26 protein-coding genes and 1 rRNA gene are annotated in these 22,550 nt (G+C 40.3%); 25 read left to right on the top strand and 2 right to left on the bottom strand.

Features of this window, described 5'->3' with window-relative positions; genetic code table 11:
- Positions 1-4: 4 nt before the first annotated feature.
- Genes lpxC through PHY84_RS04640 form a run of 14 tightly spaced genes read left to right on the top strand, consistent with a single transcriptional unit; the run spans position 5 to position 11,907 of the window.
- Entirely contained in the window at positions 5-889 is an 885-nt protein-coding gene (gene lpxC / locus PHY84_RS04705) for a UDP-3-O-acyl-N-acetylglucosamine deacetylase (protein WP_299858203.1), read from the top strand.
- On the top strand, positions 882-1,343 hold the full coding sequence (locus PHY84_RS04700) for a hypothetical protein (RefSeq protein ID WP_299858202.1): 462 nt from the start codon (positions 882-884) through the stop codon (positions 1,341-1,343). The genes lpxC and PHY84_RS04700 overlap by 8 nt, the downstream gene beginning before the upstream one ends.
- 7 nt (positions 1,344-1,350) lie before the next feature.
- Positions 1,351-2,232, top strand: a complete 882-nt coding sequence (gene thrB / locus PHY84_RS04695) for a homoserine kinase (RefSeq protein ID WP_299858201.1) — start codon at positions 1,351-1,353, stop codon at positions 2,230-2,232.
- A 35-nt stretch (positions 2,233-2,267) separates the two neighbouring features.
- Entirely contained in the window at positions 2,268-2,522 is a 255-nt protein-coding gene (locus PHY84_RS04690) for a hypothetical protein (protein ID WP_299858200.1), read from the top strand.
- On the top strand, positions 2,515-5,148 hold the full coding sequence (gene infB / locus PHY84_RS04685; RefSeq protein ID WP_299858199.1) for a translation initiation factor IF-2: 2,634 nt from the start codon (positions 2,515-2,517) through the stop codon (positions 5,146-5,148). Before PHY84_RS04690 ends, infB begins: the two co-directional genes overlap by 8 nt.
- Positions 5,145-5,495: a 30S ribosome-binding factor RbfA gene (rbfA, locus tag PHY84_RS04680; RefSeq protein WP_299858198.1), complete on the top strand. Its 351-nt coding sequence runs from the start codon at positions 5,145-5,147 to the stop codon at positions 5,493-5,495. The genes infB and rbfA overlap by 4 nt, the downstream gene beginning before the upstream one ends.
- 7 nt (positions 5,496-5,502) lie before the next feature.
- Positions 5,503-5,952: a ribosome maturation factor gene (locus PHY84_RS04675; protein ID WP_299858197.1), complete on the top strand. Its 450-nt coding sequence runs from the start codon at positions 5,503-5,505 to the stop codon at positions 5,950-5,952.
- Positions 5,953-5,969: 17 nt separating this feature from the next.
- Entirely contained in the window at positions 5,970-6,953 is a 984-nt protein-coding gene (ribD, locus tag PHY84_RS04670; protein WP_299858196.1) for a bifunctional diaminohydroxyphosphoribosylaminopyrimidine deaminase/5-amino-6-(5-phosphoribosylamino)uracil reductase RibD, read from the top strand.
- Between the two features lie 4 nt (positions 6,954-6,957).
- Positions 6,958-7,668 (top strand): bifunctional demethylmenaquinone methyltransferase/2-methoxy-6-polyprenyl-1,4-benzoquinol methylase UbiE, encoded by a 711-nt coding sequence (gene ubiE, locus PHY84_RS04665; protein WP_299858195.1) that lies wholly within the window; start codon positions 6,958-6,960, stop codon positions 7,666-7,668.
- Between the two features lie 43 nt (positions 7,669-7,711).
- A complete protein-coding gene (gene rmuC, locus PHY84_RS04660) occupies positions 7,712-9,088 on the top strand; it encodes a DNA recombination protein RmuC (protein ID WP_299858194.1) in 1,377 nt (458 codons plus the stop codon).
- Positions 9,089-9,092: 4 nt separating this feature from the next.
- The gene (gene xseA, locus PHY84_RS04655; protein ID WP_299858193.1) at positions 9,093-10,343 is read left to right on the top strand and encodes an exodeoxyribonuclease VII large subunit; all 1,251 of its coding nucleotides are present in this window, start codon (positions 9,093-9,095) and stop codon (positions 10,341-10,343) included.
- Between the two features lie 9 nt (positions 10,344-10,352).
- Complete coding sequence (locus PHY84_RS04650; RefSeq protein WP_299858192.1) at positions 10,353-10,952, top strand: FmdE family protein; 600 nt, start codon at positions 10,353-10,355, stop codon at positions 10,950-10,952.
- Positions 10,953-11,010: 58 nt separating this feature from the next.
- Positions 11,011-11,436, top strand: coding sequence for a hypothetical protein (locus tag PHY84_RS04645; RefSeq protein WP_299858191.1), 426 nt, complete (start codon positions 11,011-11,013; stop codon positions 11,434-11,436).
- 3 nt (positions 11,437-11,439) lie between these two features.
- Entirely contained in the window at positions 11,440-11,907 is a 468-nt protein-coding gene (locus PHY84_RS04640; protein WP_299858190.1) for a methylated-DNA--[protein]-cysteine S-methyltransferase, read from the top strand.
- On the opposite strand, the gene sppA is transcribed toward PHY84_RS04640, so the two are convergent.
- Complete coding sequence (sppA, locus tag PHY84_RS04635) at positions 11,899-12,768, bottom strand: signal peptide peptidase SppA (RefSeq protein ID WP_299858189.1); 870 nt, start codon at positions 12,766-12,768, stop codon at positions 11,899-11,901. The two genes, PHY84_RS04640 and sppA, sit on opposite strands and share 9 nt — an antisense overlap.
- Complete coding sequence (locus tag PHY84_RS04630; protein WP_299858188.1) at positions 12,756-13,979, bottom strand: metal-dependent hydrolase; 1,224 nt, start codon at positions 13,977-13,979, stop codon at positions 12,756-12,758. The genes sppA and PHY84_RS04630 overlap by 13 nt, the downstream gene beginning before the upstream one ends.
- 181 nt (positions 13,980-14,160) lie before the next feature.
- Between PHY84_RS04630 and aroQ the strand changes: the two genes are divergently transcribed.
- From aroQ to PHY84_RS04575, 11 genes are all read left to right on the top strand, one after another.
- The gene (aroQ, locus tag PHY84_RS04625; RefSeq protein WP_299858187.1) at positions 14,161-14,640 is read left to right on the top strand and encodes a type II 3-dehydroquinate dehydratase; all 480 of its coding nucleotides are present in this window, start codon (positions 14,161-14,163) and stop codon (positions 14,638-14,640) included.
- 20 nt (positions 14,641-14,660) lie between these two features.
- Positions 14,661-15,131 carry a 2-amino-4-hydroxy-6-hydroxymethyldihydropteridine diphosphokinase gene (gene folK, locus PHY84_RS04620; protein ID WP_299858186.1) on the top strand — a complete coding sequence of 157 codons (471 nt, stop codon included), beginning with the start codon at positions 14,661-14,663 and terminating at the stop codon, positions 15,129-15,131.
- On the top strand, positions 15,128-16,396 hold the full coding sequence (gene flhF, locus PHY84_RS04615) for a flagellar biosynthesis protein FlhF (protein ID WP_299858185.1): 1,269 nt from the start codon (positions 15,128-15,130) through the stop codon (positions 16,394-16,396). The genes folK and flhF overlap by 4 nt, the downstream gene beginning before the upstream one ends.
- Complete coding sequence (locus PHY84_RS04610; protein WP_299858184.1) at positions 16,393-17,268, top strand: P-loop NTPase; 876 nt, start codon at positions 16,393-16,395, stop codon at positions 17,266-17,268. The genes flhF and PHY84_RS04610 overlap by 4 nt, the downstream gene beginning before the upstream one ends.
- Before the next feature lie 22 nt (positions 17,269-17,290).
- Positions 17,291-17,623, top strand: a complete 333-nt coding sequence (locus PHY84_RS04605; protein WP_299858183.1) for a hypothetical protein — start codon at positions 17,291-17,293, stop codon at positions 17,621-17,623.
- Positions 17,620-18,303: an RNA polymerase sigma factor FliA gene (locus PHY84_RS04600; RefSeq protein WP_299858182.1), complete on the top strand. Its 684-nt coding sequence runs from the start codon at positions 17,620-17,622 to the stop codon at positions 18,301-18,303. The genes PHY84_RS04605 and PHY84_RS04600 overlap by 4 nt, the downstream gene beginning before the upstream one ends.
- 3 nt (positions 18,304-18,306) lie before the next feature.
- Positions 18,307-19,395: a flagellar motor switch protein FliM gene (fliM, locus tag PHY84_RS04595; RefSeq protein WP_299858181.1), complete on the top strand. Its 1,089-nt coding sequence runs from the start codon at positions 18,307-18,309 to the stop codon at positions 19,393-19,395.
- 3 nt (positions 19,396-19,398) lie between these two features.
- A complete protein-coding gene (gene fliY / locus PHY84_RS04590; RefSeq protein WP_299858180.1) occupies positions 19,399-20,259 on the top strand; it encodes a flagellar motor switch protein FliY in 861 nt (286 codons plus the stop codon).
- Between the two features lie 12 nt (positions 20,260-20,271).
- Complete coding sequence (locus PHY84_RS04585) at positions 20,272-21,051, top strand: TIGR00730 family Rossman fold protein (protein WP_299858179.1); 780 nt, start codon at positions 20,272-20,274, stop codon at positions 21,049-21,051.
- Positions 21,044-22,069: a tRNA 2-thiouridine(34) synthase MnmA gene (gene mnmA / locus PHY84_RS04580; protein ID WP_299858178.1), complete on the top strand. Its 1,026-nt coding sequence runs from the start codon at positions 21,044-21,046 to the stop codon at positions 22,067-22,069. Before PHY84_RS04585 ends, mnmA begins: the two co-directional genes overlap by 8 nt.
- A 383-nt stretch (positions 22,070-22,452) precedes the next feature.
- Positions 22,453-22,550, top strand: a 16S ribosomal RNA gene (locus PHY84_RS04575); the annotation flags it as partial.

The raw sequence follows: 22,550 nt of genomic DNA, 5'->3' as shown, positions 1-22,550 counted from the left end.
AAAGATGTATCAAACAACTATTAAAAAAAGCGTAGAACTTGTCGGAATAGGTCTTCATAAGGGCTCTGCAGTGAAGCTTAGACTTGAACCGCTTGAGTCAAACAGCGGTCTTGTGTTTTACAGAAGCGATGTCGATGTTGCTATACCTCTTATTCCTGCAAATGTTGTTGATACAAAAATGGCAACGGTTATTGGCAGAGAAGGGTATGTTATATCAACTATTGAACATATGCTCTCGGCTATCTATGCTTACGGGATTGATAATCTCAAAATCATAGTGGATGCGGATGAGATTCCCATAATGGATGGGAGCAGTGCCGGCTTTTGTATGCTTTTAGATGAAGCAGGAGTAGTGCAACTGGATGTTCCCAAAAAAATTATGCGCATTAAAAAAGAGATAACTGTCCAAGAAGGAGATAAGTATGTCAAGCTCTCTCCATCAAAAGATCTCAAATATGGCTTCACCATCAAATTTCAACACCCTGTGATTCAAAAGCAGGAGTATGTTATAACTTTTACAAAACAGAGCTATAAAGAGGAGATTGCACGTGCTAGAACATTTGGGTTTTTGCATGAAGTGCAGTATCTTCGCTCAAAAGGGCTTGCTCTTGGCGGTTCTCTTGAAAATGCAATTGTTTTGGATGATAAAAAAGTGCTCAATCCCGAAGGGTTGAGATATCCGGATGAGTTCGTACGTCATAAAATCTTGGATGCTATCGGCGATATGGCGCTTATCGGGATGAATTTTGTAGGCAATTATGAAGCAATGGCGGGTAGCCATGACTTGAACCACAAGCTTACTCTTGAACTTCTAAAAGATACGGCTAACTATGAAGTTGTAGAACTTGTCGGAGAAAAAACAAAAGAGCTAGAAAAAGCGTATGCATAAGAGGGTTGATGTAGTTTTTATTACTTTATCGTCGCCTGTCTTGGTTGGTGTGTATGAAGAGCAAAAACTTATAGAAACTATTGAGAGCGGCAAAAAGAGTTCGGATGTTTTACCGGAAATTTTTGAAGAGTTAGCCCGAAAATATAGTATAAAAGCACTTTTTTATACTAACGGTCCCGGAAGTTTTATGGCAATCAAAATTGCTTATATCTTTTTAAAATCTATGAGCATACTGAAAAATATACCGCTTTTTGCAACAGACGCATTTTATTTTAACAAAAATCAGCCTATCAAAGCGATTGGAAAGCTATTTTTTGTTAAAGTTGCGTCAGAAATAATAACTCAAAAACTAGAAATTGCACCGGAGACGCATTTTATGCTTCCTGATGTGCTTGAGTATGGTGAGTTTAACGCAACTGCCGTTCCTCTTTATGGTATCGGAGCAGTTGGATAGGAATAATGTGACAGTAAGTGTACCGGCAACCAGTGCAAACCTTGGACCAGGATTTGACTCTTTAGGTTTAGCAGTTGATTTGCGCAATGTAGTTGAGTTTCATCCCTCCAAATTTTTCAGTGTAAGCATTAAAGGTGAGGGTGAAAACAACCCGAAACTAAAAGGGAATAATCTTTTTATAAGTATCTTTAATGAACACTACAACAGATTAACAAAGAAAAAACAGAATTTTAAGTTCAACTTTTTTAACGAGATTCCTATGTCAAGAGGTCTTGGAAGCTCATCTGCCGTTATTGTAAGTGCTATTGCGAGTGCGCATGAAGCAGCAGGCATCAAAGTCTCAAAAAGAAGAATCCTCAACCATGCGCTTGTCTATGAATCACACCCTGACAACATAACTCCCGCTGTTATGGGCGGTTTTAACGTTGCGACAGTTGAAAAAAGCAAGGTTTTTTCTCAAAAAAAACATCTTCCAAACTATATAAAAGCAGTCGTAGTTATACCAAACAAGCAGATGAGTACGGCAAAATCAAGAACGCTTTTGCCAAAATCCTATTCAAAAGAGAGTGCTATTTACAATCTCTCTCATACTGCTCTAAGTGTTGCTGCTTTTTTTAATGAAGATTGGGAAATCTTAAAAATTGCATCACAGGATAGATTCCACCAAAAAGCAAGAATGAAAACACTCCCTGAGCTATTTAATGTTCAAAAAATAGCCTATGAAAGCGGTGCACTTATGAGTACACTCTCAGGAAGCGGTTCTACATTTTTCTCTATGGTTTACGATGAAGATTCTGAAATGATAGCTACAAAACTTGCTCAAAAGTTTCCCGAGTTTGCAGTAAAGGTTCTTAATTTCGATAATGATGGACTTATTGTTGACAAATAAGTTTTCTAAAGCAAATGAAGGAACTTTTGGATATAATGGCGAAAAAATTTAACCAACCTCTTAGGATGTGTATCTCTTGCAGACAAAGGGATGCACAGATTCATCTTTTTAGACTTCAGTGTTTTGATTCACAACTTAGTCTTTTTAGAGGGAGCGGCAGAAGTTTTTATCTATGTAAAACATGTCTTGCGGATGAGAAAAAAGCCATAAAAGCGCTTATGCGTCAGTGTAAAAGCGGCGAGAGAGACAAATTTGCAAACATACTAAAGGAGATCATCATTGATGAGTGAAAAAGTTAGAGTACACGAAATCGCTAAAGAGCTGGGAATTGCTTCAAAAGATGTAGTTAAAAAAGCTTCAGAGGTAGGCATTGAGATAAAATCTGCAAGCAGTTCAGTCTCTATGGAAGAGGCAGAGAGTTTGATGAACTACATTATGAATGGCGAGGTTGTTCATGCACCGGTAGTAGAGATAAAAAAAGATATAAAACCATCAAGTGATACTCAAAAAGAAGAAAAAGCTCCTCAAAAAGAGACAAAAGAGTCCCAAGCAAATGTGGCTCCAAAAAGCAGTGAAACTCCTTTGAAAAAAGTAGAAAAAGAGGAAAGTTTTTCCAGAAAAATTGAAGTTGAGCCAAAGCCTGCTGCGCAAGAGACAAAAGCGATGGAAGAAGATGACGATGAAGCTGAAGAGCCTGCAGATGCTATGAAAATGCAAATAAAAAAATCCGGTCTCAAGATTGTTAAGAAAAAACAGCCTAAAGCAGAAGAAAAACCTCAAGAAGCGGTGTCTTCTCCAAAGCAGACTCCAACAGCAATCTCCTCGTATGGAAAAATCAGTGCAGAGGTTTTGGAAGAGCTTGCAAAAAAGAAGAAGCCAAAAGTTGCATCTTCCGGAGCGGCAAAGAAGCAAGAGCAGGGTGTAAAAATTGATATTTTCGGCGGATCGCTTGCTGAAGTCTCTATGGATATGGATGACCAGATAGTTCTTCTCGACCTTAATGTAACCGAGAGAAGAGAGATTATTGCCGATGAGCCTAAAAAAGCAAAACTTCCAAAACCGATGGGAAGAAACTCAAATAAAACTTCTGCTCCAAAATCTAAAAATGTATCTCGCGATAAGAGAAAAACATATAGAAAAGAGAAAGCCGAAGATGTTGCAATAACTCATGTTGAAATTCCTGAAGATATCCGTGTTTATGAATTTGCAGAAAAAGTAAACAAAACCCTTGCCGATGTTATCAAAGTCCTCTTTAGCTTTGGCGTTATGAAGATGAAAAATGACTTTTTAAGCAAAGATGAGATTGAGATTCTATCTGAAGAGTTTGGTATTGAAGTAACGACGGTTGACCCGAAAGATGCGTTTAACTATGAAGAAGATTTGGCGGAAGCTATAGATGATAATGCGACTGAGAGACCTCCTGTTATTACTATTATGGGACACGTTGACCATGGTAAGACATCTCTTTTAGATGCAATACGAAACGCTAAAGTAACTCAGGGTGAAGCAGGCGGGATTACACAGCACATCGGAGCATATACGATTGAACAGCATGGCAAGCCTATCACTTTCTTAGATACTCCGGGTCACGCAGCATTTTCTCAAATGCGTCAAAGAGGAACGGATGTAACCGATATCGTTATCATCGTGGTTGCAGCAGACGACGGTGTCAAGCCGCAGACTGATGAAGTTATAAAACTTGCAAAAGAGTCTAAAGTGCCTATTATCGTTGCGCTTAACAAGATGGATAAAGAGAGTGCAAACCCAGATATGGTCAAAGCCCAAATGGCTGAGCGCGGCTTAAATCCGATTGATTGGGGTGGGGATATCGAGTTTATTCCTATCTCTGCAAAAACAGGAATGGGGATTGATGATTTGCTAGAAAATATCCTTATCACGGCAGAAGTTTTAGAACTCAAAGCAAACGAAAATGCAATGGCAAAAGCGGCGGTTGTTGAATCTTCTCTTGAAAAAGGGCGTGGTCCTGTTGCAACGGTTATCGTTCAAAACGGAACACTTAAAGTGGGTGATTATGTTGTGTGCGGCAGTGCGTACGGTCGCGTTAAAGCACTTATCAATGAACATAAACAGCAGATAAAGAGTATAAAGCCGAGCCACACAGCGGTTGTTGTCGGACTTAACGAGGTTCCATCCTCCGGTGAAGTTATGATGGCAATGGCAAGTGACAAAGAGGCAAGAGAGTATGCAATGAAGCGTCATGAGTATGACAGACATAGAGAGCTCTCACTCAGCACTAAATCAACTCTTGAAGATATGACGAGCATGATTGCAGAGGGAAGACTAAAAACCCTTAAAATCGTTCTTAAAACAGATGTACACGGCTCTCTTGAAGCCATTAGAGGGGCTCTTAGTGAGCTTAGAAATGATGAAGTTAAGATTAATATCATCTCTTCAGGCGTGGGCGGGATTACGGAAAATGACGTAGAGCTTGTTGCAAACAGTGAAAACTGTGTTCTTCTTGGATTTAACGTACGTCCTACAGGAAGTGTAAAAGCACTTGCAAAGCAGAAAAATGTCGATATCAAGACGTACTCTATCATCTATCAGCTTCTTGATGATATGACGGGAATGCTCACAGGCATGATGGCACCTAAATTCTCAGAGATTAATACAGGTCAAGCAGATGTGCGCAATGTGTTTAAAGCACCTAAAGGGCTTGTTGCAGGATGTGTTGTCGTGGATGGCAAGCTTATCCGTGGTGGTCTTGTACGTGTTATCCGCAACGGTGTTGTTGTGCATGAGGGCGAACTTACATCACTCAAACGCTTCAAAGATGATGTTGAAGAGGTAACAAACGGCTATGAGTGCGGTGTTATGATTAAGGGTTACGATGATGTTATGGTCGGCGATGTTATAGAGACATTCAAAAAAGTTGAGCAAAAAGTATCACTGTGACAGAAGCACAAATTAAGTTAAAAAGAACAGAGTCGGTTCTCTTGGAGCTAATCCCCGCTGCACTTAGTTCGCTTGGGGATGTGAGACTACATGTACTTGATATCATAGATGTCAAGTGTTCAAAAGGGAGAAGCGATGCGAAAGTATTTATTCACCCGTCAAGTTATACAGAGCAAGAGAAAAATGAGTTTTTAAAACTTTTGAGAAATGCACGACCTGTTATTGAGACGTACTGCATGAAAAATCAGGGGTGGTTTCGCTCCCCGAGATTGACATTTGAGTTTGATGAGCAGTTTCAACAGTCGCAAACACTAGAAGAGTTATTTAAAAAAATTGCTAAAGAGTAGGTAGTTTATGAGCTTAGAAAAAGATATAGAGTCGTTTGCTCGCTCTTTGGGGCTAGAGATTTACGACATTGCAACAGTAAAAGAGAATGAAGAGGTTATTTACAGAGTAAGTGTGCTATCGGGAGTGGTAGAAGATGGGAAAAGAAAGGGAGTGAGTTTGGATGAGTGCGCCCATTTGAGCCGTCTTATCTCTCCTCTTTTAGATGTTACGCCTCCTCTTGAGGGAGAGTACCGGCTTGAGGTCGGAAGCCCGGGAATTGAGAGAAAAGTGGCTACACTTAAGCAGTTCGCTCTATCTGTGGGCGAGAGAGTTTCTCTTACTTTAAAGACAAAAGAAAAGTATAAAGGCGTACTTCTTAAGGTAGAGGGTGCGATAATCACTCTTGACGTTGAGGGCGAGGAAGCGGGTATTGATTTTGCCCAAATTTCTAAAGCCAGAACATACTTTGAATGGTAGTTGATAGTAGTTTTTTTATGAATCTGGCCTTGAGAGAGGCTTGGAAATATCAGGGTTTAACTTACCCAAATCCGGCAGTAGGTTGTGCTATAGTATCGCAAAACGGAGCGATTTTAGCCATAGAAGCCCATAAAAAAGCAGGTATGCCACACGCTGAAGTCGAAGCACTCAAAGCGGCATACTGCAAACTAACTCGTGATGAATCAATTTTAAATCTCACAGACTCCGCAGATATTCACACCTATCTTTTACAAAATCACAACAACTGCTTTCATGAAGCAACAGTTTTTACTACACTGGAGCCTTGCTCACATGTCGGCAAAACACCATCATGCGCAAACCTGCTCTCCAAACTTGGCATCAAAAAACTCTTTATAGGCTCAAACGATAGCCATGCGGTTGCAAGCGGCGGAAGCCAAATAGTCGAAAATGCGGGTATTGAAGTTCAAGAACACCTTATGGAAAAAGAGTGCGATGCCTTGCTGCAACCCTTTAAACTATCTCAAGAGAAGCAGTTTGTCTTTTTTAAGTGGGCGCAGAGACTTGACGGCAGTGTTGATGGCGGTGTGATTAGTTCGCAAAACTCACGCAAACTCGTTCATTCCATGAGAGATGTATGTGATTTGCTTGTTATCGGCGGCAACACGGTACGCATAGACCGCCCGACGCTTGATGCAAGGCTGGTGGGCGGCAAGGCTCCGGATGTGCTGATACTCTCAAGAGGCAAAGAGTTTGACACAACTATCCCGCTTTTTAGTGTGCTAAATAGAAAAGTGATGATAGCAGATAGTCTTGACGCTATAAAAGGGTATAAAAATATCATGATTGAGGGCGGGCGAGAGATGTTTGAACTCTCAAAAGAGTTTGTTGACTACTATCTCTGTTTTATCTCTGCTCAGATGGGCGGAGAGGTCGGTTTTGGCGGAGTGCATGAGAGATTTGAAATCTTAAATATAGCGCAAGATGTGCAAGATATAATTATGTGGATGAAAAGGGGCTAGGCTTATGGAAAAACAAGAAAAGATAGTATCGATGTTTGATAACATCGCACCGACTTACGACACCGCAAACCGTGTTATGAGTATGGGAGTGGACAAGAGCTGGAGACGCAAAGCGTGTGATTTGGCTTATGGTTTTTATGCAAAAGATAGTATTGACAAGATAGTCGATGTTGCATGCGGCACGGGCGATATGATGGATTTTTGGAAAAAGAGATCTGAATCTAGCGGCATAGCGGTAGGCGAGATAGTGGGCGTTGACCCGTCACAGGGCATGGTTGGGGTAGCACGGGAGAAATTTCCTAAATTTAACTACCACATAGCAAAAGCAACCGAAATACCGCTTCAAGACGGCAGTGCCGACATCCTAAGCATCACATACGGCATACGTAATGTCGTGGAGAGAGAAGCAGCACTAAAAGAGTTTAACAGAGTTTTAAAGCAGGGCGGTCTTGTTGTAATACTAGAGTTTATGAAAAATGAAAATCCTTCGCTTCTTGGAAAAATAAGAGACTTTTATATGAACAAAATCCTCCCTAAAATCGGCGGTTTTATCTCCAACAACATTGAAGCATACGAGTATCTGCCAAACTCCATAGAAGATTTTTCCACGGTTGCAAATATGCAAAATGAACTAAGAGCGGCAGGTTTTGAGATAGTTTATACAAAGAGTTTCTCTATGGATATTTCGACACTTATCATCGCCAGAAAAAAGTAATGGAGTTTGGTATAGACACGGCGTAAAATAAAAAAGGCAAAAAATGGAATTTGCAAATATTATAGCAATAGCACTGTTCTCAAGCGTAGTTGTAGGGTCTGTTGTTTGGTTGAAAAAAAGCCTTCAGCTGCTTGAAGAGCTAAGGGAAAAAAGAGAGATGGTTGCGGCTATCCCTTTTTTGAAGCAGCAAGTAGCAGAGCTTCAGGGTAGAGAGAATGCACTTCAAAGTACGCTTGATGAACATAGAGAAAAGATTTCACAAAGAGAGATAGAGATTGCGAAACTCAAAGCAAATCTTCAAGCCCAGCAAGAGAACAGCCAAAAACTAAAAGCCGAGTTTGAAGAACAGGGGAAAAAGCTAGAGCTAAAACTCAACGAAATCATGCAAAACAACTTAGAGAGCAAGCTCAAAAAGCTTGATGAAGCCTCTCTAAAATCGCTTGATACCATCCTCAAACCATTCAAAGAGAATATCGACACTTTCAAAAAAAAGGTAGAAGAGACGCAAGAGAGCAGTGTGAAGAGGTTTGCCGAACTCTCAAAAGAGATAGAACAGGTGGTTAAAGCAGGGATAAACATCTCTCATGAAGCGCACAATCTCACAACCGCACTTAAGGGTAAAAAACAGACACAGGGAAGTTGGGGCGAGATGATTTTAGAGAGCGTTTTGGAGTATTCCGGACTGCTTAAAAATATCCATTACTACACGCAACAGAGCTATAAAGACGAGCAAGGCGACACAAAACGCCCCGATGTTATCATAAAACTGCCGCAAGAGCGAACTATGATTATAGATTCCAAAGTGTCGCTTAACGATTATGATGCTTACATCAGAGCTCAGAGTGACGAGGAGCGAAATATCGCTTTGGCAAATATGGTTGTATCGTTTAAAAACCATATTGATATACTTGATTCTAAGGATTATGCGCATTACAAGATAGGAACGCTTCAGTATGTCTTTATGTTTGTTCCCATTGAGGGAGCGTTTGCGCTGGCTGTTCAAAGAGACCCGTCACTTTACGAATATGCTCTTAAAAAACATATAGCCATAGTTAACCCATCCACGCTGACCGTTTCGCTTCGCACTATTTATCTCTATTGGCAGAGCGAGCAGTCCAGCACCCTTGCTACAAAACTATTTGACGAGGCGGGGAAACTCTATGACAAAGTCGTTGGATACGCAGAGAGCTTTAATAAAGTAGGCAACCATATAAAAACCCTTGCAAGTAGTTATGATGTTGCACACAAACAACTCAGCGAGGGAAGCGGCAACATCCTAGGAAGGGTGGAAAACCTCAAAAGACTTGGGGCAAAAGCGACTAAAACGCTCAAAGATTCCAAGATAGAGTTTCAAGATTTTGATGACAGCATGCTTGAAGTGTCGGTTATAGAAGATACGCCGCTTTTAGAGGAGAAATAGAAGGGTGTATATCTTAAATGTCTCTTCACTGAATGAGCAGATAAAAGTCCTTATAGAAGAGAGTTTTAGCCGAGTTTTGGTGGAAGGGGAACTCTCCCGCATCACACATCATAGCAGCGGACATATCTATTTTACACTCAAAGATGAGAACTCAACTATAAAAGCCGTGATTTTCAAAGCAAATGCCGCAAAGCTCAAGTTTGGGCTCCAAGAGGGGTTGAAAGTGGTTCTTGATGGGGCGGTGACACTGTATAAACCTCGTGGCGAGTACCAAATAAATTGTTTTACCATCTCACCATCAGGTCATGGAGCGTTGGCGTTGGCGTATGAACAGCTTAAGGGCAGGCTTGCGGCAAAAGGCTATTTTGAAGCATCAAGAAAAAAACCGCTGCCCAAATTTCCAAAAAAAATCGCCCTCATTACTTCTGCAACGGGTGCGGCTCTGCAAGATATGCTTCGAGTGGCGCAGCATAGGTACAGACTTTTGGAGATAGATATCTATGATGTTTTGGTGCAGGGGGAAAATGCAGCTCCTGCCATCGCAAAAGCACTCTCTTTGGCAGACACAAAAGGGTATGACATTATCGTCATGGGACGAGGTGGCGGAAGTATAGAAGATTTGTGGGCATTTAATGAAGAGATAGTTGCAGATGCAGTTTTTCAAGCCACAACGCCAATCGTCTCAGCGGTTGGACATGAGATAGACTGGGTGATAAGCGATTTTGTAGCAGACCTAAGAGCGCCTACTCCGAGTGCGGCAATGCAGATGATTTTGCCCGATACAAACGAACTCTACCTATCCATAGATGCGCTCTTTACGAGCTTGACACAAAGAGTGGCGCAAAAAATCTATAACGCCAAACAGGAACTCTCCCACCTTGCATCTCTCTATATGCAGCACTCCATAGAGAGAAAGATAGCACATCAAATTCAAACTATCAAACAGATGCAAGAGCAGTTAAACCGAACTATCTCATTTAAAGTGCAAAATTTTTACAAAGAGCTGGAACTTGTGCAAAGCAGATTTCCGAGTGCTATAGATAAAAGGCTCAATATTGCCAAAAATCAAGTCGTGCTATTAGAAAAAATGATAGAATCAAACAATCCGAAATTAAAGAGCAAAAAAGGGTTTGCACAGATTTCAAAAGAGTCTAAAGTGGTGGAGATATCCTCTTTAGAGGTTGATGAGATATTTGATTTAATGAGTGATGAGACGATAGTAAGGGCAAAAGTCCTTCAAAAAAGCAAAATATAGGAGTTATGTATGAGTTATCCAAAGTTTTTTGATAGTGTTGAGAGCATCAAGTTGGTAGATCCTTTGTCAAATGTTTTAGGTGCGTTTGAGGATGGGCTATATGAGATTACTTTTTTGGAAGTTGTAAAAGCGGCAGGACATAGTTGCCCGACTGTTGCGGGTGCATACCTTATAACTTTAGAGGGTTTAAAAGCACTCTATCCGGATACAAGAGCTGTTAGAGGCGAGATAAAAGTAGAGTTTAGAGACCCTATGGAAGAGGGCGTTGCAGGAGTAATCGGCAATGTTGTCTCTCAGATAACAGGTGCAACCGAAAAAAGCGGCTTTAAAGGGTTAGGCGGAAGATTTGCAAGACACTCTTTGATGAAGTTTAACGCAAACATCAACTCCTCTATCAGACTTACAAGGGCAGACAACGGTAAAAGCGTAGATGTTTACTATGACCCCTCTTCCATAGGCGGAAGTCCAAAAATGCAGATGCTTATGCAAAAAATGATGGGCGGCATGGCAAGCAAAGAGGAAGCAAAAGAGTTCGGTGCGCTTTGGCAGGATAGAGTAGAGAGAATCATGGCAAATATACCGAGTGTAATTAGAGTTGTGAAAAACTAGATTAGGTAGCCATTTTGTAACGCTTCCATAGTATAATGCATTTAAAAAAGGAGCTAAAATGGCATATTTTGACAATGCAAAAGTAGGAGATAGCGTCTATGGTTTGGTGTTTGGTGCAGGGGAGATAACACAAATCTTTGAAAACAGCCACTATAAGATAATGGCAAGTTTCAAAAATGGCTATGAAGTTCCCTATACTGAGGATGGTATCCCGGGGTGGGGGAACTTTAAAAAACAGACGCTTTACTACAAGAACGATATAGATTTAACGGATGTCGATTTTTCTCCCGTCTCAAAAGTACTTTCTATCAAAAAAATCATCAAACTAAAAGAGAAGAACAAACTGCAAGTAAGACTTCCATCAGGTGTTTGGAAGAGGGTAAAAAAAGCGGAAGAGTCTTATGTTGAAGATCTTTTAGAGAGAGAAAAGTACCATATGTTTCGTAAAAAACCGGAAAAAAAAGAGAAAGAAAAAGCGGAGTAGAGTTTGTCACGCTTTAGCCGCATAATCTCCACACCAATCGGTGATATGATTGCCGTGACGGATGGAGTTGCTCTTATATATCTTGATTTTGTGGATGAGGATACGCAAAAGGAGTACTATAGCAATTCTCTTTTGCTTCAGCTGGAGGAAGAGTTAAATGAGTATTTCTCCAAAAAACGGCAAATATTTACCGTGCCTCTTTGTGTATCAGGAACAAATTTTCAAAAAGGCGTCTGGGATACGCTCCTAAAAATTCCATTCGGCAAAACTCTCTCCTATGCACAAGAAGCAAAACTTTTTGGCAACCCAAAAGCCACAAGAGCGGTAGCAAATGCAAACTCTAAAAATCCTATCTCCATCATCATCCCTTGTCATCGGGTTATCGCATCAAATGGAGCTATCGGCGGATATAGCGGAGGAGTTTGGAGAAAAGAGTTTTTACTCTCGCTTGAGAGAGCAGAGTTAGCGTAACACTAACTCCGGAAAGTAGGTATGCAGCGTAACCGCCGTTTGTGCAGAGAGCTTTTTCATAAACTTCTCAAACTTATCTTCCTTATTCCAAAGTTCCTCACTTACACCGCTAAGTTCAACAACTCTCTTTTTCGCATCATGCGCAACACCGATGCTATCAACTAAACCGACCTCTTTTGCCTGATGTGCGGTGAAGATGTGTGCATTTGCAAAGTTGTCTCTTTTGTTGATATCAAGCCCTCTGGCAGATGCGACATCTGAGGTAAAGAGATCGTATGTTCCGTTTATAACTTTGTTTAACTCATTTTTCTCATATTCCGTCCACTCTCTGTCGCTTGCACCCACTTTTTTGTACTTTCCTGCTTGCACGCTTTGGGATTTGATGCCTATCTTTTGCATAAGCGCACTTACGTCCGCCCCTTGCATGATAACACCGATGCTTCCGACCATTGAGCCTGGATTTGCGATGATTTCGTTTGCCCAGATGCTTGCATAATAGCTTCCGCTTGCTATCGTGCCGCTTGCATAAACAACAACCGGTTTTAACTCTCTGGCTCTTTTTATGGCGTATGCAACCTCGATGGATGGAGCAACGGCACCGCCGGGGGAGTCAACATTGAGCAAGATTCCTTTGACAAAGGTATTGGATGCTGCATCATCTATCTGCTGCACAACCTCGGACACCTCCATAATAGGACCCATAAGATGAATCTCTTCGAGATTGTTTGGTTTCAAATCTTCTTCGCTTTGCGGCGCAAAAATCAAAAATAGAAGAAGCAAAAAAAGCATCGCTTTAAAATGCTCTTGTATAAACTTCATAACTGCCAAGATAGGAGAAAATATATTTTTTATAAACTGCATTTTTGTAACTTTCCGTTGATGTAAATTTGGGAGATATTATATCGGTGGAGTATTAAATGGATGGCTAACTCATCGTTTGGTTCACTCTCCAACTCCAGCACGAGCATATCGGCATTTTTTCCCTCTCTAATCTCTCCGGTATTGAGTCCAAGAGCCGCCGCTGCGTCTTTTGTAACACTTTTTATTAGACTTCTTGCCAAATCCAAAAGCGGGAGATTTGAGTGCATAAAAAGAGCGCACTTCATTTCTTCAAAAAGGTCAAGTTTGTAGTTGGAACTAAGTCCGTCTGTCGCTAAAACCCAGTTGATAGAGTGTTTTTGAACTTTTGCCAAATCAAGCGCACCGTTGCCTAAAAGTCTGTTTGAGATAGGGCAGTGGATGATTGTATGCCCGTTTGATGCAAGGCTCTCCATCTCTTCATCGCTTGCTTTGACTACATGGGTAAAGAGAGTTTTTTGCCCCTCAAAAGAGGCTAAAAACTCCGCTGCACTGCTTGTTGCGCTGCTTTGTTTGAGCAGATTTTCAAAAAAGGACTTAAAATCTCCCTCGCTTTTGTCAAGCCACTCTCTCTCGGCATTGCTCTCCATAAAGTGTGCGGTAAGTTTTAGACCCTCGTTTTTAACTATTTGGAGTGCTTTTTGGATTAAAATCGGATGGACAGAGTATGGCGAGTGGATGGCAACGGCAGGGTAAAACCCTTCTCTTTGAACACTTTTTGAAGCATCAAGTCTGCTTCTGAAATCTCCAAAAAGTGCGTCCGCCATGGTTGCTTGCGAACCGATAAGTTCATTGAAAAAAACAACATTTTGAGGAGAGGCGGCGCAAACTTCCAAGTCCATCCCGTGCGAGCTAACCGCACCAAAAGTTGTGATACCGCTCTCAAGCATTGCATCAACCGCCCTTTGCATACACTCTTTGCCACAACCGCCTATAAGTCCTTCACGGTTTTCTATGACACTGTAGAGCCATGAGATAAAATCTCCATAAGAGAGGCTTGTTTTGTTGGCACTAAACTCAATGTGCACATGAGCGTTGATGAGTCCGGGCATCAAGAGAGAGTTTTTTTTGAGTTCGATGACATCGGCATCACCAAACTCTTTTTGTAACTCTTCAAGCGGAGCAATTTTGCGTATGGTTTTGTCAAAAGCAACCGCCATATCCTTTAAAAGTACATCCGGTGTCAAAATATAGTTTGGAGTAAGTATCTGCATCTCTTATCTTTTTGAAAAATTTAAACTAGATTATGCTTTATTTAGATAAAATAGCCGCTTAAAAAAATAAGAATAGACTTCTTTTGCAACCTCTGTTTACTCATTCTTGTTGCAACACTTTCGTTGCAGAATCGTTCGCTAAACAGATGCCGCAAAAGAAGTCTAACAAAAAAGGTAAAATATGAAAATAGTAGTAATCCAAGGACCAAACCTCAATATGCTCGGTATCAGAGAGCAACAAGTTTACGGTGCGATGAAGCTAGAGCAGATTCATGCACAAATGAGAGATTTTGCAGAGCAAAGCGGGATAGAGATTGAGTTTTTTCAAAGCAATTTTGAGGGTGAAATCGTAGATAAAATCCAAGAGTGCTACGGCGATGCGCAAGGCATCATCATAAATCCGGCGGCATATACACACACATCTATAGCTATTCGTGATGCTATTTCAGCGGTAAATCTACCGACTATTGAAGTGCATATCAGCAACATTCACCGCCGTGAAGAGTTTAGAAAGCAAAATATGGTGGCAGCGGTTTGTACATCTTCTATAGTTGGATTTGGTCCTTTTGGGTATCATTTGGCTATGGTTGGAATGGTACAGATTTTCAATGAAATCAGAGCGGTTCAAGAGATGCAAAAACAAGCTGCACAAGCAGAGTAGTTATGTATATTCGGCGTAAATTGAATGAGAGACTTACCACTTTTAAAAATTTACGCTCTTTTAAAGCAAGAAGCCCAAAAAGTTCACACCGTTACAGCGTTACTGTTGGAATAGGCGGAAATGTAGGCGACGTACTTAGAAGATTTGACCGTCTTTGCACTTATTTAAGACGGGACAAAAGAGTAGAGTTGCTTCAAAAGTCGTTGATTTTGAAAAATCCTCCCTTTGGGTTTACTAGGCAGGATGATTTTTTTAATTCAATTATTGTATTAAAAACGAGTATGCAGCCTATGATCTTTTTAGATTATTTGATGCGAGTAGAGAAAAAATTTGCACGCAAAAGAAGTTTTGCCAACGCTCCAAGGACGCTTGATTTGGATATTATATTTTTTGACAAGAGAGTTGTTGCAACACAAAAGCTTCAGATACCACATGCGGAGTGGTTTAAAAGAGAGAGCGTGCTTATTCCATTAGCGGATATAAAGAGATGAAGATACTTACTTTTACGGGCAAAACACCATCAGAAGCTCTCAAAAAGGCAAAAACGCACCCTTTTTACAACCAGATGCTTCATATTGATACAAAAGAGATACAAAAAAAATCACTCGGTCGTGAGGCACTTTATGAGATAGTGATGGGAGTAGAGGGTGACTTACAGGAGAGTTACGAAAAAGCAGCGCCGATTCCAAAAGACGGCAGACCGCTTACTCAAAAGAGCGCTGATGTTCTTTATGATATCTCATACGCAGCGCAGCAGATATCTAAAATTGCAGATGTCAAAGATCCGCTTTACAGCTATGCTGAGTACCAACCGCAAGGCACATTTGAACCAAAAGAACTCAAAGAGATAAAATCGGAAATCGCAAAGCTCGGTGATAAGGTTAAGATTATTCAAAATATGTTCTGGGAAGAAAAAGCACCCGATTTAGAGAGTCATATCCCTTCAGAGTTTGCAGAAATCTATAGACTTGCATCACAAAGCGGAATGAACAGAGAACATCTTGATGCTATCATGAGAATGACACTGGAGCATATGCCCTTTAAGATGAGAGAAAATTCCTCAACAATCAAAAGATATTTTCAGACTGTTTTGCGAAAAATGGTACCCATACGACTTGAGAGTACACCTTCTGTGGGAAATAAAAAAGTGATTATGCTTGTCGGTCCTACCGGTGTCGGCAAGACGACATCGGTGGCAAAGCTCGCAGCTCGCTACTCCTACTTGATGGAAAAAAAGTACAAAGTCGGGTTGGTCGTGCTTGATACTTACCGTATCGGTGCGGTAGAGCAGCTGATGCAGTATGCAAGAATGATGAAGTTAGGCATTGAGACGGTTGTTGACCCTGTGGATTTTGCAAGTGCGCTTGATTCGCTGAGGTATTGTGACTATATACTTATCGATACAATGGGTTCAAGCCCTTATGATAGAAAAAAGATAGAGAAGATATATGAGTGTTTGGAGGGCAATGACGTTAAGTACAACATTGATGTTGTTTTGGTTATGCCAAGTTCCATTAAGTATGAAGACCTAAAAGCGACCTATGAAAACTTTTCAGCCCTTAATATTGACACGCTTATGTTTACAAAGCTTGATGAAACAAGAGGCTTTGGCAATATATTTTCCCTTGCATACGAGACTAAAAAGCCCATAAGCTACTTCTCCGTCGGGCAGGAAGTTCCCGAAGATTTGGTGTGCGCAAATGGTGATTTTTTGATAGAGTGTTTGCTTGATGGTTTTAACAGGAGCAAAGCATGATAGGGCATCAGGCAAAAAAACTTGAAGAGTTAGTTTCTTCAAACGCTGTAAAAAAATCTAAAAAGACCCGTTTTGTAGCCATTACAAGCGGAAAAGGCGGTGTCGGTAAAAGTACAATAAGCTCGAATTTGGCATACGTACTCTCTCAAAACGGTTTCAACGTAGGCATTTTTGATGCAGATATCGGTTTGGCAAATTTAGATGTGATGTTTAATGTCAAGATTAAGAAAAACATTCTCCATGTGCTCAAAGGCGAAGCAACAGTTGCAGATATCTTGATTCCAGTTACGAGAAATCTTATCCTTATCCCCGGTGAGAGTGGCGATGAGATACTAAAATATGCCGATAAAGCTCTCTTTGAGAGATTTATGAATGAGGCTGAGGTTTTGGATAAGCTCGATTTTATGATTATTGACACCGGCGCGGGGATTGGGGAGCATATACAGATGTTTTTGGATGCGGCGGATGATGTGATCGTCGTCACTGTTCCGGACCCTGCGGCAATAACCGATGCGTATGCGACTATCAAAACTATTGCTGCTTTGAGAAATGATATAGGATTGATTATGAATCAAGTCAAAGGTACTAAAGAGGCGGTTTCCGTATATGAAAAAATCAAAAAAGTAGCTCTTGCAAATATCGGAAGCGGCTTAAATCTCAAACTTATAGGAAAGATAGATAGTGATTTAAAGGTTTCAACCTCAGTGAAACAAAGAGCACTCTTTAGTGTTGCCCATCCTAACTCTTCTGTTCACAAAGATATTACTGCTATCGCAAACAACATAGCCGGCAGTTTGGAACGAAATGTGCTAGTTTCTCCAAGCGAAAGTGGATTGTCAGGGCTTTTTAGACGTTTGGTAAAACATTTTTAAATTTAATTTGGGATAAAAGTAGATGGTTGGTGAGAATTTTGTATATTTTTTTACTGTCCAAGGTTTTTTTGTAGGGATAGCATTTGGTATATTAAAATCATTCAATGCAGAAGGACTTCTTACATATACATTTCTTATCACTGCTTTTTTTTATCTTTTCTCGCATATTATTATTGCTTTTTACTACAAAACCACAGTTGCGAAGAACTATTTTTTTCCAAAAGATCAGCATGAGAAAAAGCTTGATTACTATGTGGTTGAGATAAACAAAAGAGAAAAACTCATCGACTCTGCTATTAAAATTACGGATGCTGCTATCAAAACAAATGCCGCAGATGCCGGAAGTGTCAGATGATAAGTGCCTACAATGAAGATTTAAAGCACAAAAAAGACGAACTTGCAATTCAGTACCTTCCTGCGGTTAAAGCAATGGCTTTTAGGTTAAAAGAGAGATTGCCCAGCTCTATAGACTATATGGATCTCTCTGCTATCGGAACGGAAGAACTCATAAAACTAGCAAGAAGATATGACGAGGGGCTAAATGACTCTTTTTGGGGATATGCCAAAAAGCGTGTTTATGGAGCGATGCTTGACTATCTAAGAAGTTTGGATGTTGTAAGCCGCTCAAGCAGAAAACTTATCAAAGCAATAGACTATGCAGTAGAAGAGTACAGAGCTACACATGACGAAGAGCCAAGTGATATACAGCTTGCCGCAATGCTTCATGAAGATATAGAGAAGATACATGAAGCGCGAGTAGCTTCTTCTATATATACGGTTATGCCTCTTGATGACCAGCTCCAAGTCGGTGATGAGGGGGCTTCTCTCGCAGCCATAGAGCGTGATGAACTTATAAATATTATTAAGACTGTTTTGGGCGGGTATAGCCAACGGGAGCAGCTTATTATTCAGCTTTATTACTTTGAAGAACTCTCTCTAAAAGAGATAAGCGAGGTTTTAGATATTACAGAATCAAGAATTTCTCAGATTCATAAGTCTGTTATCCACAAAATTAAAGAGAGTGTAGGAGCTTAAGAGATGGCAGATATACTTTCCCAAGAAGAGATAGATGCGCTACTAGACGTTGTTGATGATGAGACAGACCTCTTTGAAGCAGGAGAGGATTCTCCGGTATCAAACAGACAAGTAACACTTTATGACTTCAAGCGTCCAAATAGAGTCTCTAAAGAGCAGCTTCGTGCATTCCGTGGTATCCATGACAAGATGGCAAGAACTTTGGCATCCCAAATCTCCTCTATCATGCGCTCTATTGTTGAGATTCAGCTTCACTCGGTTGATCAGATGACGTATGGCGAGTTTTTGATGTCTCTGCCAAATCCGACAAGCTTTAATGTCTTTTCGATGAAACCTTTAGAGGGAAGCGGTGTTATCGAGATAAATCCTTCCATTGCATTTCCTATGTTAGACCGTCTTTTGGGCGGTAAGGGTGAGCCTTTTGATGCAAGCAGAGAGTTTTCAGATATAGAACTCTCTCTTTTTGAGACAATTTTGCGTGTTATGATGAGTACACTCAAAGAGGCTTGGGGTCCGGTTATGGATATCTTTCCAAATATCGAATCCAAAGAGTCAAGCCCAAATGTTGTGCAGATAGTTGCGCAAAATGAGATTGTCGTTATGGTTGTTATGGAGATTATTATCGGGCAGAGCTCAGGAATGATGAATATCTGTTATCCTGTTATCTCACTTGAGCCGATTCTTCCAAAACTTGCAAGCAGAGATTTGATGCTCAATGAAACGAGTACAAAAAAGAGCAGAAATACTGAACTTCACGTACTTTTAGGCGGGGCAAAAGTTGGTATCGAAGCGATGCTTGGAAATGCTGAACTGACACTAAGAGATGTTTTGGAACTTCAGGTAGGAGATATTATAAGACTGACAAGTCCGGCAGATGATGTAGTCACTGTGCGTGTTGACGGCAAAGATAGATTTCGAGGAAAGATTGGTCTTAGAAGATTTAGAAAATCTATCCAAATTACAGAAATAATCGAAACAGAAAGAGATGCCGTCAAACGAGCACTGGAAAATTTTGAACTTATACGACGTGAAAAAATTTCAGGCGTTAAAGAGATTATGTTGGAAGAAGAAGCCGGGTATGATGAGGAGTAAATCATGAGTAATTTTATAAAGCTGTTTGAAAATGAGACTATAGGAACGATAGAAGCACTCGTTGGTCAGGCTCCGTCTTTGGGCCTTAAGGAGGAGCAGGAGTTAAGTATTATTTCTAGCATTGTTCCGCCTATTGTACTGCTTCATATCGCTATAAGCGGGAGCTTTAAAGCCTCTGCTATGGTAGCACTCACACCAAATCTTGTAACGGCTCTCTCAGATATGATGCTCGGTGAAGAGGAGAGTAGCAGAGAAGATGTAAGTGATGATGATTTGGATGCTGCAAAAGAGATTATCTCAAATATCTTTGGAGCAATCTCAAATAGTCTTGGAGCACAAAAAGAGCTCCCATCCCTATCTTTTAGTGTAGAAGATGTTGAGTATATCGATGAAAACAAAGATGTCTCACTTGAAAACTACTATAAAATGTTCGTTTATCGATTTGGCATAGGAAGTGTACAGTCGCTTTTGATGTTTATCGTAGATGAAACTTTGTATGATGAGGTTTTTGATACAAACAAAACCTCTAAAAAAGATAAATCAGGTGAATCAAATAAAATGCAAGATACTGTTTCTCACAGCTCTCTAAGTGGCGATGAACTAGCTAATATTGGGCTCATCATGGACGTGAAGCTTCCGGTAAAAGTAAGGATCGGAAAGAAAAAAATGCTTCTTAAAGATGTTCTCAATATGGATATAGGTTCTGTTATAGAGCTAAACCAACTAGCCAACGACCCTCTTGATATACTTGTGGATGACCATGTTATAGCAGAAGGAGAAGTCGTTATCGTTGATGGAAATTTTGGCGTTCAGATAACTACGATTGGCACAAAAAGAGAGCGATTGAATCAGCTCAAATCGTAGCTAAGGACTTGTATGCGTAAACGTCAGGGTGATTTGGCAAAAAAATATGTCAAAGAGATTAAATCAGCAGATACATGGAGTGTCTTTAGGATTCTTGCAGATTTCGTAAAGGGTTTTGATGATCTTGGAGATCTCGGACCGACTATAACGATGTTTGGAAGCGCTAAGGCAAAGATTGACAGCAAATACTATAAAATCGCGCGAGAACTCTCTTCCATGTTGGCACAAAGAGGATTTAACATTATGACGGGCGGTGGACCGGGCATCATGGAGGCTGCAAACAGAGGTGCAGTAGCTCATAAAAATGTCGAATCCATTGGTCTTAATATTGATTTGCCTTTTGAACAACTTCCAAACAGATACACAACTACAGAACTTAATTTTGACTATTTTTTCTCAAGAAAAGTTATGCTCGTGAAGTACTCTATCGCTTATGTGATTTTTCCGGGCGGCTATGGAACTTTGGATGAGCTTTTTGAGGCACTGACTCTTGTACAAACAAAAAAAATTACCGGTGTAAAGATATTTGTGGTTGGAACTGCTTTTTATAAGCCGCTTATGAAGTTTTTAGAGAATAAACTCTATAAAAACGGGATGATAACTTATGAAGATTTGCAAATCATCACACTAAGTGATGATTTGGAATTTGTTGTGCAAGAGATAGAAAATTCTCTTTTTAAGCAAATCGCAATTCTCAAAGAATCCGGACTTGGAGATACAAAATATTGTCAAACACTCCAAGAGTTTGCAGAAGATGAAAATAGAAAAAAAGAGGACAAGCGCAATGTCTAAAAAAGTTTTAGTCGGAATGAGCGGAGGGGTTGACTCTACCGTTGCAGCCATGCTTTTAAAAGAGGAGGGTTATGATGTAGAGGGCCTCTATATGAAACTTCACTCCAGCCCTGGGTACCATGAAGTACATGAGGCAAGAGCAAAAAAGGCAGCGGATTTTGTAGGCGTGAAACTGCATGTTATTGATTTGCAGGGCATTTTTGATGAAAAGGTTTTTCAACCTTTTGTTGAGACCTATGCCAAAGGTAAAACCCCAAATCCATGTGCGCTATGCAACAGAAGTCTCAAATTTGGTGAAATGGTAAGGTATGCAGATACCATAGGAGCAGATTTTATAGCAACCGGACACTACATCAAAACAGATGGAGAGTATTTTTACGAAGCGGATGATGATACAAAAGATCAGAGCTATTTTCTTTTTTATGTACACAAAGAGATATTGCCAAGACTGCTTTTCCCACTAGGAGAGAGAAAAAAAAGCGAGATAAAAGAGCTGGCAGCTTCTATCAGCGGGCTGGAAACATTCGCAACTCAAAGAGAATCAACGGAGATATGTTTTGTCGAAACAACATACACTGACGTACTCAAAGAGTTTGTTGAGGTTGATAAAGTTGGAGAAGTTGTCGATAAAGACGGAAATATTGTGGGTGAGCATAAAGGATATATGCACTACACAATTGGTAAAAGAAGAGGTTTTAGCGTCAGAGGGGCGCATGTCCCGCATTACGTTGTAAGTATAGATGCAGCAAATAATCGCATCGTTGTCGGCAAAAAAGAGGATTTAGCTTGCGACAGCGTTATTTTAGGGAATCTAAATCTCTACATAGATGCTTCAAGTTTTGATACAACAGTAAAACTAAGATATAGAACCAAAGCCGTACCGTGCCATATAGAAGTGAGAGACGAGAAGGCGTATGTAACACTCAAAGAGAGCGTTTTTGGTGTTGCCGCAGGACAGGCAGCCGTTTTTTATGATGGTAACAAGCTCTTAGGAGGCGGTTGGATAGAGGAAAATTGAGTAAAAATTGATAATTTTCAAAAAAAATCAAATCCCACCTCATTTTAAGCCCCCTCTAAGAATCCTTTCCCTATAATTCCCATCCACAAACACAGAGACCTAAAGTTTAGGTTTTAAGAGGCTTTGTAACGAAGTTTCAGGGTAGTTTGAGATCATTGAAAACTAAGCAAGTAAACAGACTTTAATAACGAAATAAAAGAGTTATAGAAGTTATATAAGTTTACTTATAAAAACTAAATAACAACAACCGTCTATTCTATTTATACCCAATAGGTATTTATAGCAATAGATACTTTACAAGTCTTTATATATATATAACAGTATATAGAGCAAACATAAAGCCAATGATTTTTAAATCTTGGGCAAAGATTAAACTAACTTCAATTATGGAGAGTTTGATCCTGGCTCAGAGTGAACGCTGGCGGCGTGCTTAACACATGCAAGTCGAACGGTAGCAGAAACTAGCTTGCTAGTTTGCTGA

Source organism: Sulfurimonas sp. (assembly GCF_028694605.1).
In the GTDB taxonomy this organism is placed as follows: domain Bacteria; phylum Campylobacterota; class Campylobacteria; order Campylobacterales; family Sulfurimonadaceae; genus Sulfurimonas.
The sequence above is the reverse complement of the archived record's forward strand: the minus strand, read 5'-3'. Positions and strand labels throughout refer to the sequence as shown.